Source organism: Microbacterium sp. ZW T5_45 (assembly GCF_044987415.1).
Classification (GTDB): Bacteria; Actinomycetota; Actinomycetes; order Actinomycetales; family Microbacteriaceae; genus Microbacterium.
On sequence record NZ_JBJDRJ010000022.1, the window covers coordinates 17,740 to 33,730 of the forward strand.

Below are 15,991 nucleotides of genomic sequence, written 5' to 3' on the forward strand. Positions count from 1 at the left end.
TATCGTGAAGAAGACCCTCGCAGGAGCGGCCGCGCTGGCGACAGCCGCCGCTCTCTCGATCGTCGCGGCGCCAGCGGCTCAGGCCGCGGTCGGTGACGGGACCATATCCATCTACGTCATGAACGACGTCAATGCGAACAGCACGCGTGATGCGGCCGACACACCGCTCAACAACGTGACCGTGCGGTTCACCGACTCGGACAACCACACGTTCACGCGGAACACGAACGCCTCCGGGCAGATCGTGCTCGCGGGTGACGCGGCGGGGAACACCCTCGTCGGCGGCCAGTACCGCATCGAGGTGACCAACCCGAACACCGGTACCTACACCGAGGGGCGCGTCCTCGACGGGCACGCCGAGCCCGACTACGCGCCGGCCACCTCGTTCGTCGACGTCTCGAACGGTGCCGACGTCGCCCTCTCCGTCGGCTATCTCGAGGTCGCTACTCTCGGCCCCTCGAACGCCACGATCTTCTCCGCGATCCAGCCCGACAGCATCTGGCCTGACGGAGAGACGAAAGAGATCTACAAGGTTCCCTATCGCCTGAATGAGAACGTCTCCGGCGTCACTGCTCAGGGCACCACGGGGTCCGTGTACGGCATCGGTCTCGACCAGGAGAAGCAGAAGATCTACGCCGGCGCCTACGCGAAGCGCGGGTCCGCATATGGACCGGGAGGTTCGGGAGCGATCTATCGGATCGACGCGTTCACCGGGGCGACCGAGATCTATGCGACTGTGGCTGCCGCAGGCACCACCGAGCACGACATGGAAAGCATCAACGCTGCGGGACACGAGACCCAGGACTACGAGTTCCGCACGGCGGTGGGCCGCGAGTCACTCGGCGACGTCGAGGTCACCGAAGACGGTGCGTTCCTGCTCGCGATCAACATGAGGACCGACTCGGTGGTCGTGTACCCCGTGCAGGATGCGGTGAACCCCGCACCCACGCAGACCGAGCAGGTCGATATCGTCGGCACCTGCGCCGCTGACTGGGCTCCGATGGCGCTCGCCGAGAATGACGGGAAGATCTACATCGGCGCCGTCTGCGGTGCGACCTCGGCGACCAGCGTCATCGAGTACACGCTCTCGGCTGCCGGCATCCTCACGCCGACCGGCGTCACCTGGACCGGTGACCCCACGGTGACCCCCGGGCGTGCAGGTGTGCCTTCGCCGAACCTCGCCGTCTCGGCGACCTGTCGCGACGCCGACTGGCTGCCCTGGAGCGACACCGTCGCTCAGGACTGCATCAACAATGCCGCGTACTCCACGCCGGTGAACCCGGCAGGTCTGGGCCTCGCCGGTCAGTTCACGGTTCCGCAGCCGATGCTCGCCGACATCGCATTCACAGAAACCGGTGGGTTGCTGCTCGCATTCCGCGACCGTGGTGGCGACCAGTACAGCACTCTGCTCTATTACGGCACTCGTGCCAACGGGAACGCCGCATACTCTGCGTATATCGCCACGGGCGACGTCACCGCGGCCTGCATCAACGGGTCGACGCTCGACTTCACCTGCCGCACCGGACAGCCCGCGACATACCCGCGCAACGGCGACTTCGACGACTTCGGCGGCTTCCATAACGAGGCTGCGTTCGGCGGATTCGTCCACGTGCCCGGCACCGACCGCATCGTGGCGAACCAGATGGATGCGACGGGCCTCTGGACCAACGGCCTCCGTGCGTTCAACCCCGCGAACGGCAACCTGGCCGCGAGCAGCACCGGCACCGCCAACGCCTTCGTGACCAGCGACTTCTCGAAGGCCCAGGGCCTCGCCGACATGGAGGCACTCGTTCTCGACGCCACCCAGCAGATCGGTAACCGGATCTGGCTCGACACCGATGAAGACGGCATGCAGGATCCGAACGAGCCGGCCGTCGCGGGCGTCCAGGTGTCGCTGTACGACACCGCGGGCAACCTGATCGCGACGACCGAGACCGACGAGAACGGCGAGTACTGGTTCGACACGAACGACGGCCTGCTGCCGGCCACGAACTATCAGATCCGTCTCGACCGTCCGGCCGACTTCGCGCCCGGCGGCCCGCTCGCCGGCGTCGAGGTCACCTCGACCGCCACTGGCGCCAACCGCGGCATCGACAACAACGGTGCGACGGTCGACGTCGATGGTGTCCCGACTGTGGTGGCGAACATCACCTCGCCTGCGGCATCCCGCAACGATCACTCCATCGACTTCGGCTTCGTGCCGGAGCCGGTCTCGATCGGTGACTACGTCTGGCTCGATCTCGACAACGACGGACAGCAGGATGCCGGTGAGCCGGTCGTCCCGAACGTCACGGTGCGTCTGCTCGACGCCGCCGGCAACGAGGTCGCGACGACCACGACCGATGCGAACGGCTACTACTCGTTCACGGATCTGAGGGCCTCGAGCGACTACACCGTCGTCTTCCCGACCACGGTGACCGTCGACGGTAACGCCTACCGCCTCACGGACCCGACGCGCGGCGACTCGACGACGGACTCGAACCCCGCCGTCGACACGGGCAACGCGCCCGTGCGCACCCCGGCGACTGGTGACAACCTCGGCACCCCCGGTGACGCGGACGACCCCACGATCGATGCCGGATACGTCCCGATCGTCTCGGTCGGCGACTACGTGTGGATCGACGCCGACAAGGACGGCATCCAGGACGAGGACGAGCTCCCCGTTCCGGGTGTGACGGTGACCCTGTACGCGGCTGACGGTGAAACGGTCATCGCGACCACGACCACCGACGAGAACGGCTACTACGTCTTCGCCGACCTGCCCGTCTCGACGGACTTCATCATCGAGTTCCCGACCACGGTCCCCGTGGACGGCATCGACTACCCGTTGACCGACCCGAACCAGGGCGACGACGACGCAGCCGATTCCGACGCGAACGTGATCACCGGACGTGTGGAGATCACGACGCCGGCGACCGGTCAGAACTCGGCGGAGCCGGGCGAGGCTGACGACCCGACGATCGACGCGGGCTACATCCTGCCGCCGGTATCGATCGGCGACTACGTGTGGCTCGACGCCGACCGCGACGGCGTGCAGGACGAGGGCGAGAGCCCGGTCCCGGACGCGACTGTGCGTCTGCTCTCGCCCGACGGCACGACCGTGATCGCCACCACGACCACGGATGAGAACGGCTACTACGCCTTCACCGACCTGGCACCGGGTGTCGACTACATCGTCGAGTTCCCGACGACGGTCACGGTCGACGGCATCCGCTACATCCTCACCACGCCCGTGCAGGGCGATGACACGGCATCCGACTCCAACCCGGCCGTCGACACAGGGCGTGCCCCGGTGACGACGCCGGTCAGCGGAGACAACTCGGGCGAGCCGGGCGAGGCCGACGACCCCACGATCGACGCGGGTTACGTGACCGCTCCGGTCTCGGTCGGCGACTACGTGTGGATCGACGCCGACAAGGACGGCATCCAGGACGAGGACGAGCTCCCCGTTCCGGGTGTGACGGTGACCCTGTACGCGGCTGACGGTGAAACGGTCATCGCGACCACGACCACCGACGAGAACGGCTACTACGTCTTCGCCGACCTGCCCGTCTCGACGGACTTCATCATCGAGTTCCCGACCACGGTCACGATCAACGGAACGGACTATCCGCTCACTGACCCGAACCAGGGCGACGACGACGCGGCCGACTCCGACGCGAACCCGACCACGGGACGCGTGTCGATCACCACGCCGCCGACGGGCGACAACTCGACCGAGCCGGGCGAGGCCGACGACCCGACGATCGACGCGGGCTACATCCTGCCGCCGGTATCGATCGGCGACTACGTCTGGCTCGACGCCGACCGCGATGGCGTGCAGGACGAGGGCGAGCAGCCGGTCACCGGCATCACCGTCACCCTGCTCGACGCCGAGGGCACGGAGATCGCGACCACGACGACCGACGAGAACGGGTTCTACTCGTTCACGGATCTCGACCCGAACACCGACTACAGCGTCGTCTTCCCGACCGTTGTGACGGTCGACGGAGTGCGCTATCAGCTCACCCCGCCGAACCAGAGCGACTCCTCGGCGGTCGACTCCAACCCGGAGGTCGACACCGGTATCGCTCCGGTCACGACTCCGCTGAACGGTGAGAACTCGGGCGAGCCCGGTCAGGCCGACGACCCGACGATCGACGCGGGATATCAGGTGATCCTCGTCTCGATCGGCGACTACGTCTGGCTCGACCAGGATCACGACGGCATCCAGGACGAGGACGAGGTCCCCGTCTCGGGCGTCACGGTGACTCTGTATGCGGCGGATGGTGAGACGGTCATCGCGACCACGACCACCGACGAGAACGGCTACTACGTCTTCACCGACCTGCCCAACTCGACGGACTTCATCGTGGAGTTCCCGACGCAGGTCACGATCGACGGCGAGGAGTACCGCCTCACCACCCCCGGTGTCGGAGACGACTCCGGCTCGGACTCGAACCCCGATGTGACGACGGGGCGCACCCCGGTCACCACGCCGGTCGACGGCTCGAACTCGGCGGAGCCGGGCGAGGCCGATGACCCCACGATCGACGCGGGCTACAGCGAGATCCTGGTCTCGGTGGGTGACTACGTGTGGATCGATGCGGACCGTGATGGTGTGCAGGATCCTGACGAGAAGCCGATCTCGGGTGTCGAGGTCAAGCTGTACGACGCCGATGGTGTGTTGGTCGGTACGACGACGACGGATGACACCGGCTTCTACGTGTTCACGGATCTGAAGCCGTCGACGGAGTACACGATCGAGTTCCCGACGAAGGTCGTCATCAACGGGGTCGAGTTCCCGCTGACGATCACGGGTGCGGGTACCGACGCCACCGGTTCGGATGCCGACCAGACGACGGGTCGTGTGACGTTCACGACGCCGGCGACCGGGAACAACTCGGCTCTGCCGGGCGAGGTCGACCTGCCGACGATCGACGCGGGCTTCGTGCCGCCGGTGCCGCCGGTTCCGCCGGTGGTCGAGCCGCCGCTCGCGGTGACGGGTGGTGCGGTGCCGTGGGCGCTCGGTGGGGGAGCGCTGCTGCTGCTCCTCGCCGGTGCGGCGCTCGTGCTGATCCGCCGTCGCCGTGCGGCGACGGTCGGAGCCGACGAGACGATCGACTGACGTTCCGGACACACACGGAGGCCGTCGCGGGGATCCCCGCGACGGCCTCCGTCATCTCGGCATGCTGACATACCACATAGGTGGGGTGTCGCCACAAACCTCCCGGAAAGTGACCTCTGTCGGGGGTCGGCAGTGCGTAACATTCACACCCCTTCGGCACGCCTCGCCAAGATCGAACGGGGATCGTCTTCTGGGGCATCGCACAACAACAGATGCGTGGGCGCTGGGGAGCGCGCACGGGGAGAAGGAACGTGAAGAAGACACTCGCAGGGGTGGGAGTGCTGGCGACAGCTGCCGCCCTCTCGATCGTCGCAGCGCCGGCGGCTCACGCCGCGGCGGGCGACGGGACCATAACCATCAACGTCTTGAGCGACGTCAACGCGAACAGCACACGCGATGTCGCGGACAGCCCGCTGGAGAACGTGACCGTCCGGTTCACGGACGCGGCTGACAACACGTTCACGCGGACGACGAACACCGACGGGCAGATCGTGCTCGCGGGTGCCGACGCGGACAACACCCTCGTGGGCGGCAAGTACCGCATCGAGGTCACGAACCCGAACGCCGGGCTCTACACCGAAGGTCGTGTGCTGGACGCACGCTCCGGTACGGACTACTCGCCCGCGACGTCGTTCGTCGACGTGAGCAACGGCGCCGCCACCGAACTCTCGGTCGCCTACGTCCAGGTGAACACGCTCGGTCCCGACAACGCCACGGTCTACTCGGCCATCCAGCCCGATGACATCTGGCCGGGCACGGAGACCACCGAGGTCTACTCGATCCGCTACGACCTGTCTCCGGGAACCGTCACCGACATCACCTCGCGGGGCTCGATCGGCTCCGTCTACGGCATCGGCCTCGACACCGAGAACCGTGAGATCTTCGCGGGCGCATACGCCAAGCGTGGCTCGGGCTACGGCCCCGCCGGCCCCGGTGGCCTCTATCGGGTGAACGTCGACACCGGCGCGTTCGAGGTCTACGCGACCGTTGCGGACGCCGGTACGACCGAGCACTCGACGACCATGGGCGTCCTGAACGACCCCCTGCAGGACTTCGACTTCCGCACCGCCGTCGGCCGTGAGGGTCTCGGCGACGTCGAGGTCAACGACGCCAACACGTTCGTGACCGCCGTCAACATGCACACGGATTCCCTCGTGGTCTACCCGGTTCAGGCCACGGCTCCCGCGACGCCCATTCAGACCCTCCCTGTCACCCCGATCGATGGCTGCGCCGCCGACTGGGCGCCGTCGGCGCTCGAAGAGGACGGCGACCTGCTCTACGTCGGCGCCGTCTGCGGTGCGACCCTCGACACCTACGTCATCACCTACGAGCGCGCTGCGGACGGCACGCTGTCGCCGACCGGTGAAGTGTTCCACACCAACGTCGACACCATGGCCGACCGTGACGGCAAGACGAACACGGTGTTCACGATGTCGGCCGCCTGCTCGCAGGTGGACTGGCGTCCGTGGGTGGACGACGTGACCCAGGAGTGCATCGACGCATCGAGCTACACCACGCCGGTCGACCAGGGCAACGTCGGCAACCAGTGGTCGTTCCCGCAGCCGATCCTCGCCGACATCGCCAAGCTCGAGAGCGGCGAGTTCATCCTCAGCTTCCGCGACCGCAGCTCCGACCAGTACGGATCGCCGCTCTACCTCGGAGAGAAGACGAACGGCGATGGCTCCTACGGCAGCTACATCGCCAGCGGTGACATCGTCTCGACCGTGGCCTCCGGCACCGAGCTCCTCCTCGACGAGCCCTACGAGTTCAGCACCTTCGGCGGATTCCACAACGAGGGCGCATCGTCGGGCATCGTGCACGTCCCCGGCACGGACTGGGTCCTCACCAACCAGATGGACGCGACCGGAGCGATCCTCACGAACGGTGTCCGCCTCCTCAACCTCGACAACGGAACTGCTCGCGACAACGCGACCATCACCGACGACTTCGGCAAGAACCAGGGACTCGCTGACATGGAGGCGCTCGTTCTCGAAGCGATCCAGCAGATCGGCAACCGGATCTGGTTCGACACCGATGGTGACGGCATCCAGGATCCCGACGAGCCCGTCGTCGCGGGCGTGCAGGTGTCGCTCTACGACGAGGAAGGCAACGTCGTCGCGACGACCGAGACCGACGAGAACGGCGAGTACTGGTTCGACACGAACGACGGCCTGCTGCCCGAGACGGACTACCAGATCCGTCTCGACCGTCCGGCCGACTTCGAGACCGGTGGTCCGCTGTTCGGCGCCGAGGTGACCTCGACCGCCACGGGCACCAACCGCGGCATCGACAACAACGGTGAGCTCACCGACATCGGCGGCAGCCAGGTCGTCGTCGCCGACGTGACGACGCCCGAGCAGGGCCGTAACGATCACTCGATCGACTTCGGCTTCGTTCCCGAGCTGGTCTCGATCGGCGATTACGTGTGGATCGACCGCGACAACGACGGTCAGCAGGATGAGGGCGAGCCGCCGGTCCCCGGCATCGAGGTTCAGCTGCTCGACGCCGACGGCAACGTGGTCGCCACGACGACGACCGACGAGAACGGCTTCTACGCCTTCACCGATCTCAGCCCGTCGACCGACTACACCGTGGTCTTCCCGCCCCGGGTGACGGTGGATGGCAAGACCTACCGTCTGACCGACCCGACGCGCGGCGACAGCTCGAGCGACTCGAACGCGGATGTCGAGACGGGTCACGCTCCCGTCACGACGCCCGCGAGCGGTGACAACTCGGGCGAGCCCGGCGAGGCCGACGACCCCACGATCGACGCCGGATACGTGCCGATCGTGTCGATCGGCGACTACGTGTGGATCGACGCCGACAAGGACGGCATCCAGGACGAGGACGAGCTCCCCGTCTCGGGTGTGACGGTGACCCTGTATGCGGCGGATGGTGAGACGGTCATCGCGACCACGACCACCGACGAGAACGGGTACTACGTCTTCACCGACCTGCCGGGTGACACCGACTTCATCGTCGAGTTCCCGACCACGGTCACGGTCGACGGCACGGACTACCGCCTCACCACGCCGAACCAGGGCGATGATGAGGCGGCCGACTCCGACGCCGACCCCACGACGGGGCGCGTGCCCGTCACGACGCCGGTCGACGGCTCGAACTCGGCGGAGCCGGGCGAAGCCGATGATCCGACGATCGATGCGGGCTACAACGAGATCCTCGTCTCGGTGGGCGACTACGTGTGGATCGATGCGGACCGTGACGGTGTGCAGGACCCCGACGAGAAGCCCATCTCGGGTGTCGAGGTCAAACTGTACGACGCTGACGGTGTGCTGGTAGCGACGACCACCACGGACGACAACGGCTTCTACGTGTTCACGGATCTGAAGCCGTCGACGGAGTACACGATCGAGTTCCCGACGAAGGTCGTCATCAACGGGGTCGAGTTCCCGTTGACGACGTCGAACTCGGGTTCGGACGATGGTCTGGATTCGGATGCCGACCAGAAGACCGGTCGTGTGACGTTCACGACGCCGGCGACCGGGAACAACTCGGCTCTGCCTGGCGAGGTCGACCTGCCGACGATCGACGCGGGCTTCGTGCCGCCGGTGCCGCCGGTTCCGCCGGTGGTCGTGCCGCCGCTCGCGGTGACGGGTGGTGCGGTGCCGTGGGCGCTGGGTGGCGGAGCGCTCCTGCTGCTCCTCGCCGGTGCGGCGCTCGTGCTGATCCGCCGTCGCCGTGCGGCGACGGTCGGAGCCGACGAGACGATCGACTGACGTTCCGAACACACACGGAGGCCGTCGCGGGAATCCCCGCGACGGCCTCCGTCGTTCGTGGGAACCTGTGTCAGGCGGTCGCGGCGCTGAGGGCGATGCGGATCATGTCGCCGAAGGTCTGCTCACGCTCCTGCGCGGTGGTCTCCTCTCCCGTGACGATGTGGTCGGAGACCGTGCAGATGCTCAGGGCGCGGCGGCCGTGGAAGGCGGCGAGAGTGTAGAGGCCCGCGGTCTCCATCTCGACCCCGAGCACGCCGTGTTGCACGAACGGCTTCGTGAGCTCAGGACGCGTGCTGTAGAACTGGTCGCTCGAGAACAGCAGCCCGACGTGCACGGCGGCATCGAGGTTCTCGGCCTCGCTCGCCTCGACCGCGGCGCGCAGCAGGCCGAAGTCGGCGACCGGAGCGTAGTCGAGGCCGTGGAACCGCACGCGGTTGATCCCGGAATCGGTGCACGCGCCCTGCGCGATGATGATGTCGCGCACCTTCAGCCTCTCGGTGAGCGCCCCGCACGATCCGACGCGCACGATGGTCTGCACGTCGTAGGACTCGAACAGCTCGGTCGCGTAGATCGCCATCGACGGCTGGCCCATCCCCGAGCCCTGCACCGAGACGCGGTGGTCCTGCCAGGTGCCCGTGTACCCGAGCATCCCGCGGGTCTCGCTGTAGAGCTCGGCGTCATCGAGGAAGTTCTCGGCGATCCATCTCGCCCGTAGCGGATCTCCGGGGAACAGCACGATGGGGGCGATCTGACCGGGCTCTGCGGCGATGTGGGTGCTCATGCGCCCAGCGTACGTTCCGGCGCTGTAGGACCGAGGGGTGGGCTCTCTCAGGGATCGGGCGGTCTCAGGACTGCCGGCGCACCATCTCCGCGATCCACAGCGGGGCGAAGGGAGATGTGCACCCGGGCGAGGTCGGGTAGTCGGCGAGCACCTGCAGCCGCTCGCCGATCGCGACTGCCCGATCGCGCAGCGACGGATGCCGGATGCCGATGTTCGCGAGCGTCTCGTTCATCGCCCACTGCTCTCGCGACGGAGCATCCGCCAATTCGCGTTCGATCCGGTCGAGCAGGCCGTCGAGGTCGATCCCGTCCGGCGTCTTCATCACGCGCACGGTCGTCAGCGACCACCCGGCGGCCCGAGCGTCGGCCTCCGCATCGTCGATCCAGCCCCGTCGCAGCTCCTCAGCGAGCGGCGATTTCTTCGCGATGTAATTGACGAGCCAGTCGTGCGCCTTGGAGCTGCGGGTGCTGCGCACCATCCCGTCGATCTCGTCGGTCGATAGCTCCCGCGGCTTCGCGATCAACAGCGCGAGCAGCTGGCCGGCGACATCGTCCGTCGCCCAGAGCTCGCGGGCGAGATCGGTGTTCATGCCGACATGCTTGGCGACAGCGCGCAGCTTCGACAGGTTCACGCCGTGCGCATCGCCGTGGCGCTCGTTCACCGCACGCGCCTTCGGGTCCTCGAGCGCGGCGAGCTCGGCCAGGGCGTCAGCGGCGGCGGGAGTCATGCGGCCAGCGTACGCGAGCCTCAGCGCCAGTCGAGTCTGGTGTGAACGAAAGCTGCGGATGCCGGGCAGGTATCGTCGTCGACCCGTGAGATCGGCTCGTGATGCAGCAGGAGGCTCGCGCCGCCGAGGCGTCTCTGCAGCGTGGAGTATGCCGCATTCATGAGCGGTCCGCTGTCGTTCGTGCGCTCTCCCGCGCGCAGCATCGACGGGTGCGCCGAGATCACGAGTTCGGTTCCGGCATCCGTCGCTCGCGCGCAGGCGATCGCGAGCGTCAACGCCACCCTCGGCCAGAACGCGGGGATCATGTTCAACGGGAAGTCGCCGTAGTCGAACGACGGAAGCGCCCAGCGCGACGCGGGCCGACCGATCGTGAGCGCCTGCGCCACCCACGGCGGCGCCGCAGCGGCGAGCCGGGGCTGCACCGTCGCCGTGTCCGGCGCGAATCGCGCTCCACGCAGTGCGGAGACCGCATGGTCCACGGCGACGGTCGGATCTGCCCGGACGAGGAGCCGGGCGCCGCGGATCCCGCGACGATCGGTTCCTGGACCGATGCGTGTGCGGCGCCCTCTGCCCCAGTACACCTCAGATACTCCGCGCCCGGGAGAGGGCGTCAGCGGCGGCGGGAGTCATGCGGCCAGCGTACGCGAGCCCGGACGCCGTGACGTCGGCGTAAAACATGCACGCCGCACAACAAGACGTGAGACGCTGATATATGGGGAGGGCCCGCGCTCGCGCGGGGAAAGGAACGACAGATGAACAGGTTCTTCCAGCGGAGCGTCGGGCTGGCGGTGATCGTCGTCGTCCTTCTTGCCGCGGGACTGCTGGTGTGGGGCATCATCGTCACGGATCCGCCCACCCTGTGGCATCCGATGCATCTGACGCTCGCCGGCATCTGGCAGGTCATGTACAGTTCCGAGCTGCCGAACCTCGGCATCATGGCTGTCGCCCTCGCTCTGGCGCTGCTGATGGTGCTGTTCGTGGTGATCAGCGAGCGCGTGGTCGCGGGGCGCTACCGCCGCGCCGGCACCGAGGTCACCACGCTCACGCTCGCCCCGAAGACCGTGATGGAGCGCACGCGCGGCGTCTTCGCCGGCGACGTCACGGTGACCGTGCTCATCCCCGCGCACAATGAAGAGGCTTCGCTGCCGGCGACCCTCGCATCGCTGATGGAGCAGAGCACTCCACCGAACCGCATCGTCGTGGTGGCGGACAATTGCACCGATCGCACGGTGCAGGTCGCCAGGGAGCACCACGTCGACGTCTTCGAGAGCGTCGACAACACGCACAAGAAGGGCGGCGCGCTGAACCAGGCGCTGCAGGACCTGCTGCCCACCCTCGGCGACAACGACACCGTGATGGTGATGGATGCCGACAGCCAGATCGGCGACGACTTCCTTCGCGTCGCGATCCAGCGCTTCACCGACGATCGTGCCCTCATGGCCGTCGGCGGACTCTTCCAGGGCGAGGATGGCCAAGGTCTGCTCGGTCAGTTCCAGCGCAATGAATACATCCGCTATCAGCGCGAGATCGGCCGTCGCCGCGGACGTGTGTTCGTGCTCACCGGCACGGCATCCGTCTTCCGCGCCTCGGCGCTGCGCGCCGTCGCCGAGGCCCGCGGCAGCCAGATCCCCGGACGCAAGGGCGATGTCTACGACACCTTCGCGCTCACCGAGGACAACGAACTCACGATCGCGCTGAAGTCCCTCGGCGCGCTCACGATCTCGCCTGCGGAATGCACGGTCGTCACCGAGCTGATGCCCAACTGGCGGATGCTGTGGGCGCAGCGACTGCGCTGGCAGCGCGGAGCGCTCGAGAACCTCGGCGAGTACGGTCTCACGCCGCAGACGCTGCGGTACTGGGCACAGCAGATCTCGCTCGGCTACGGCGTGCTCGCCCTGTTCTCGTACTTCGCGCTGATCCTGCTCATGCTGCTCGCGATGGACACGTGGATCTGGTTCCCGTTCTGGCTGGGCATCGGCGTGCTGTTCGCGCTCGAGCGCATGATCACGGCCTGGCGCGGCGGGTGGAAGGCGAGGCTGGTCGCGGTGCTCATCTTCCCGGAGCTCGTCTACGACTGCTTCCTCAACCTCGCGTTCCTCAAGGGCGTGTTCGAGATCGCCTTCGGGCGGCGCGCGACGTGGAAGCACGTCGAGCACGGAGGCACCAGAACGGATGCCGCGACGGAGGTGTCGTCATGATCCCCACCGGCATCCTGCTGCCGCAGGAATGGCTGCAGACCGACTGGTTCAGCGTGCTGGCGGCGTTCGTCGCCGTGAACACCCTCATCTACGTCGTGCTCGGTCTCATCAAGATCGTCCCGATGATCCGCTGGCGTCGGACCTACCGCGGTGCGAGCAGGCGGTCGGAGACCCGGAGCATCCACCCGGACGCTCCGCTGTAGGCCGGGCGGCGAATCAGAGCCCGGGGGCGTCGATCCCGATGGTGCGGTGCAGCTCGGCGAGCATCCCGGCGACCTGGTCCGCCGGAGTCGGCATGCCCAGGTGGAAGCCCTGGGCGTAGTCGGCGCCGAGGGCGCGGGCGCGCTCGACCTGTTCGGCATCCGACACACCCTCGACCAGCACCTTCGCTCCTGCGTCGCGGGCGGCGGTGAGCAGGCTGTCGAGCCGGGTGCGTGCGTCGGCATCGTCGGCGATCTGCCAGAACAGCGAACGATCGATCTTCACCACGTCGGGGCGGAGGCTTGCGATGCGGCCCTCGTCTGCACACACGGCACCGGCATCGTCGACGAGCACCGTGCCGCCGAGATCGGTGACGGTCGCGCGCACGGCAGTGAGGTCTGCGGTGGTGGCCCCTTCATAGATCTCCACGCCCCACCCGCGGGTGATCCCGCTGACGAGGGAGGCGAGCTCCGGGCGCAGCACCGTCGCCCCTGAGGCGTTGACGGTGACCGAGGTGCCCTCGGGCAATGCGTCCATGGCGGCGATCGCCTGTTCGATGAGGAGCAGCTCCAGTTCTCCACGGATGCCGAGGGTCTCAGCTCGCTGCAGATGCGAGGGAGGCGAGCCGCCGTCGTCGAACCGGGCGAGCGCCTCGAATCCGGTCACGCTCCAGGCATCGAGATCGACGATCGTCTGGAAGACGATGCGCGCGCGGGGGAAGTCGGCGAGGAGGTCGGACGCCGCGCGAGGAGGAGTGGTCACGGTTCACCTTATACCGGTGTACTTCTTGAGCAGTGCATAGGAAAAGCGCGCTATCCTGGGGGCCTGGGAACGCGCACCTGGGGAGGATGCATGGTCGTTCAGGGGATACGTGCGTCTGACGCCGAAGACCTGCGTTGGTTGAGAATCGGGTGGCTCCGCTCCATCAGGGAGCGGACGTCGACGTTCTCCGTCGTCACCGCCACACTGATCGCATACTTCGGTGTACTCGGGGTCTTCGAGCTCTTCGAAGACGACATCACGATCTTCGAGAGAGGGCTCTCGGCCGCGACGCTCGTCGTCTGCGTCGGTCTGTTCCTGCTCGTCGCGCTCGGCGGAGTCGAGCTGCCGCGGTGGATGGGGTTCGTCCTCGTCAGCCTGCACGGTGCCGTCTCGGTGTACTACTTGGGCTTCTCCGACGAACGGCAGAATGCGATCGCCGTGTTCCAGGAGCTGCCGATCATGGCGATGTACTTCGCCTGGTTCTACGGCGCGAGGCTCGCACGCTCGGTCATGCTCGCGGTCATCGTCGCCGTGCTCGGCGCCGCGGTGATCGGTCCTTTCACCGGCCCGGGAGGACTCCTGGGCCCGGCCAACATCTTCGGCGCGGGGATCTTCACCTGGATGTGCCTCGAAGCGGGCATCTTCATGCGGCATCGGATGCTGCTCGAGTCGCACTCGGATGAGCTCACCGGCGCGCTGAACCGTCGCGGGTTCGAAGCGAAGGTCGGCATGGAGATCCGCCGCGCGCTGCGCCACGGGCGTCCCCTCAGCGTGGTGCTGCTCGACCTCGACAACTTCAAGGACGTCAACGACGAGGCGGGCCACGCCGCCGGCGACTACGTGCTGAAATCGGTCACCGGTCAGTGGATGTCGATGTCGCGCTCGAGCGACATCGTCGGTCGCCTCGGCGGCGACGAGTTCGCGATGCTGCTGCCCGAGACCGACGCCGACGATGCGACGACCCTCATGCGACGCCTGCGTCAGTACGCGAACCACCCCTGGTCGTGGGGTGTCGCGCAACTCCGCCAGGGCGACACGGTCGAGAGCCTGCTGAACCGCGCCGATCTCGCGATGTACGACGACAAACGGGGCTGAGCTCCGCGGGCTGCCGGTCGTTGTGCGGCCTCCTCCGGCTGCTGCCTGCCGAAAACAGGTCAACCGCACCAGGATCTGACGAAATCCCGAAGTCCGTCCTGATCTCGCGCGGTTGACCTGTTTCGCGCACGGGCGGAGAGCTGGAGAACCTCGGGGATCTCCGGAGACAGCCCGAGACCTTCGGAGATCTGAAGATCTCATGCTTCCGGGCCGAGCGAGGACACCGGACCTGCAATCAGTCCTCGTCCACGAGTTCCCCGCGGATTCGGCGGAGGTCCTCCATCAGGGATCCGACGAGGATCCAGTGCTCCGATGCGGGCGGACGGATGACGAGGGGCGAGGTCAGAGCGGGGATCGCTGAGGTGAGCGCGTCGGGCTCGGGCGCGACATCCGCGATCTGCACCGCCAGACGCACATCGTGACCCGCACGACGAAGCTGATCCGCGATCGCCGCGACGGCGGGCTCCTCGCCGATCGTGTCGTCGTAATGGTCGAAGTAGGCGCGCGTCATTCCGATGGTCTGCGTGACGATGGGGGTCAGCCGCTCGAGCAGGACGCGCATCTCGGCCAGTTCCTCGCGGTGCGTGGAGCGTCGAGGGTTCAGCGTCAACGACTCCTCGCCGGCGGCGATCGACGCCTCGGCGACGTCGCGCATCGGCCGCAGCAGGCGTACTTCGACCATGAGCTCCTGCAGGCGCGCCGGCGACTGCGGCTCGGGGAGCGCCGCGGCGAGCCGGTCGAGACTGGCGGCCAGCTCGCTGCCGAGCATCCCGAGGTCTCGCCGCGCCGGCGCGACGAGCACCGGCGGCACGATCAGAGCGTTCACCACGATCCCGATCACGACGCCGATCAGCGTCTCGAAGATCCGCGCGATCGCGTAGTCGGGGGTCGAGCCGAGGGCCAGCACGAGCATGGCGGAGATCGCGACCTGATTGCCGGTGCCAGGGCTCGCCCGCAGCGCCCAGGCGACCAGCATCGCCACGACGATCGCGAGCAGCACGATCCAGCTCGGTGAGCCGAGCAGCAGGCCGAGCGACACGGCGATCACGACGCCCACGATCACGCCGATGCTGCGCTCGAGCGCCTTCGACAGCGACTGGTTCACGCTCGGCTGCACCACCAGCAGCGCGGCGATCGCGGCGAACACGGGCAGCTGGCCCGGCACGATCCATCCGGCGAGCAGCCAGGCCGCGATCGTCGCCGCGGCCGACTTCACGACCTGCAGCAGCGGCGAACGCTGGGGGGCGCGGATCGCGGCGGGGATGCGCATGCCTCCACGGTACTCGCGCGTCGGCATCCGCCCTTCCGCGTGCCGGCATCCGGGCGACGCGATGGTCGGTGACGGCGCCGCGGATGTCAACCCCGTCGCGCGATGAGCGCGAG

The 15,991-nt window shown here is 67.5% G+C and carries 10 protein-coding genes; 5 read left to right on the forward strand and 5 right to left on the reverse strand.

Features of this window, described 5'->3' with window-relative positions; translation table 11 throughout:
* Positions 1 to 4 precede the first annotated feature (4 nt).
* Together ACI3KS_RS12135 and ACI3KS_RS12140 are read left to right on the forward strand one after the other, a co-directional pair.
* On the forward strand, positions 5 to 5,107 hold the full coding sequence (locus tag ACI3KS_RS12135; RefSeq protein ID WP_404918615.1) for an SdrD B-like domain-containing protein: 5,103 nt from the start codon (positions 5 to 7) through the stop codon (positions 5,105 to 5,107).
* Positions 5,108 to 5,358: 251 nt separating this feature from the next.
* Positions 5,359 to 8,844, forward strand: coding sequence for an SdrD B-like domain-containing protein (locus ACI3KS_RS12140; RefSeq protein ID WP_404918617.1), 3,486 nt, complete (start codon positions 5,359 to 5,361; stop codon positions 8,842 to 8,844).
* 70 nt (positions 8,845 to 8,914) lie between these two features.
* Here ACI3KS_RS12140 and deoD read toward each other — a convergent pair whose 3' ends face one another.
* The 3 genes from deoD to ACI3KS_RS12155 all read right to left on the reverse strand — a co-directional run bounded on the left by deoD (position 8,915) and on the right by ACI3KS_RS12155 (position 10,831).
* Positions 8,915 to 9,625, reverse strand: a complete 711-nt coding sequence (deoD, locus tag ACI3KS_RS12145; RefSeq protein ID WP_404918619.1) for a purine-nucleoside phosphorylase — start codon at positions 9,623 to 9,625, stop codon at positions 8,915 to 8,917.
* A gap of 64 nt (positions 9,626 to 9,689) precedes the next feature.
* The gene (locus ACI3KS_RS12150) at positions 9,690 to 10,352 is read right to left on the reverse strand and encodes a DNA alkylation repair protein (RefSeq protein ID WP_404918621.1); all 663 of its coding nucleotides are present in this window, start codon (positions 10,350 to 10,352) and stop codon (positions 9,690 to 9,692) included.
* Positions 10,353 to 10,372: 20 nt separating this feature from the next.
* Positions 10,373 to 10,831: a hypothetical protein gene (locus tag ACI3KS_RS12155; RefSeq protein WP_404918623.1), complete on the reverse strand. Its 459-nt coding sequence runs from the start codon at positions 10,829 to 10,831 to the stop codon at positions 10,373 to 10,375.
* A gap of 273 nt (positions 10,832 to 11,104) precedes the next feature.
* Here ACI3KS_RS12155 and ACI3KS_RS12160 point away from each other — a divergent pair, with 273 nt between their 5' ends.
* Together ACI3KS_RS12160 and ACI3KS_RS12165 are read left to right on the forward strand one after the other, a co-directional pair.
* Complete coding sequence (locus ACI3KS_RS12160; protein ID WP_404918625.1) at positions 11,105 to 12,550, forward strand: glycosyltransferase; 1,446 nt, start codon at positions 11,105 to 11,107, stop codon at positions 12,548 to 12,550.
* Positions 12,547 to 12,753: a hypothetical protein gene (locus tag ACI3KS_RS12165; protein ID WP_404918627.1), complete on the forward strand. Its 207-nt coding sequence runs from the start codon at positions 12,547 to 12,549 to the stop codon at positions 12,751 to 12,753. Before ACI3KS_RS12160 ends, ACI3KS_RS12165 begins: the two co-directional genes overlap by 4 nt.
* Positions 12,754 to 12,766: 13 nt before the next feature.
* Here ACI3KS_RS12165 and ACI3KS_RS12170 read toward each other — a convergent pair whose 3' ends face one another.
* Entirely contained in the window at positions 12,767 to 13,513 is a 747-nt protein-coding gene (locus ACI3KS_RS12170; protein WP_404918629.1) for an EAL domain-containing protein, read from the reverse strand.
* A gap of 90 nt (positions 13,514 to 13,603) precedes the next feature.
* On the opposite strand from ACI3KS_RS12170, the gene ACI3KS_RS12175 reads away from it, so the two are divergent.
* Complete coding sequence (locus tag ACI3KS_RS12175) at positions 13,604 to 14,608, forward strand: diguanylate cyclase (RefSeq protein WP_404918631.1); 1,005 nt, start codon at positions 13,604 to 13,606, stop codon at positions 14,606 to 14,608.
* A 235-nt stretch (positions 14,609 to 14,843) separates the two neighbouring features.
* Here ACI3KS_RS12175 and ACI3KS_RS12180 read toward each other — a convergent pair whose 3' ends face one another.
* Positions 14,844 to 15,878 carry an FUSC family protein gene (locus tag ACI3KS_RS12180; protein WP_404918633.1) on the reverse strand — a complete coding sequence of 345 codons (1,035 nt, stop codon included), beginning with the start codon at positions 15,876 to 15,878 and terminating at the stop codon, positions 14,844 to 14,846.
* Positions 15,879 to 15,991 lie beyond the last annotated feature (113 nt).

Bases quoted from the DNA above. Each gene is read 5' to 3' on its own strand.
- deoD (WP_404918619.1), bottom strand. From the start codon at position 9,625: ATGAGCACCCACATCGCCGCAGAGCCCGGTCAGATCGCCCCCATCGTG.
- ACI3KS_RS12150 (WP_404918621.1), bottom strand. From the start codon at position 10,352: ATGACTCCCGCCGCCGCTGACGCCCTGGCCGAGCTCGCCGCGCTCGAG.
- ACI3KS_RS12180 (WP_404918633.1), bottom strand. From the start codon at position 15,878: ATGCGCATCCCCGCCGCGATCCGCGCCCCCCAGCGTTCGCCGCTGCTG.
- ACI3KS_RS12160 (WP_404918625.1), top strand. From the start codon at position 11,105: ATGAACAGGTTCTTCCAGCGGAGCGTCGGGCTGGCGGTGATCGTCGTC.
- ACI3KS_RS12165 (WP_404918627.1), top strand. From the start codon at position 12,547: ATGATCCCCACCGGCATCCTGCTGCCGCAGGAATGGCTGCAGACCGAC.
- ACI3KS_RS12175 (WP_404918631.1), top strand. From the start codon at position 13,604: ATGGTCGTTCAGGGGATACGTGCGTCTGACGCCGAAGACCTGCGTTGG.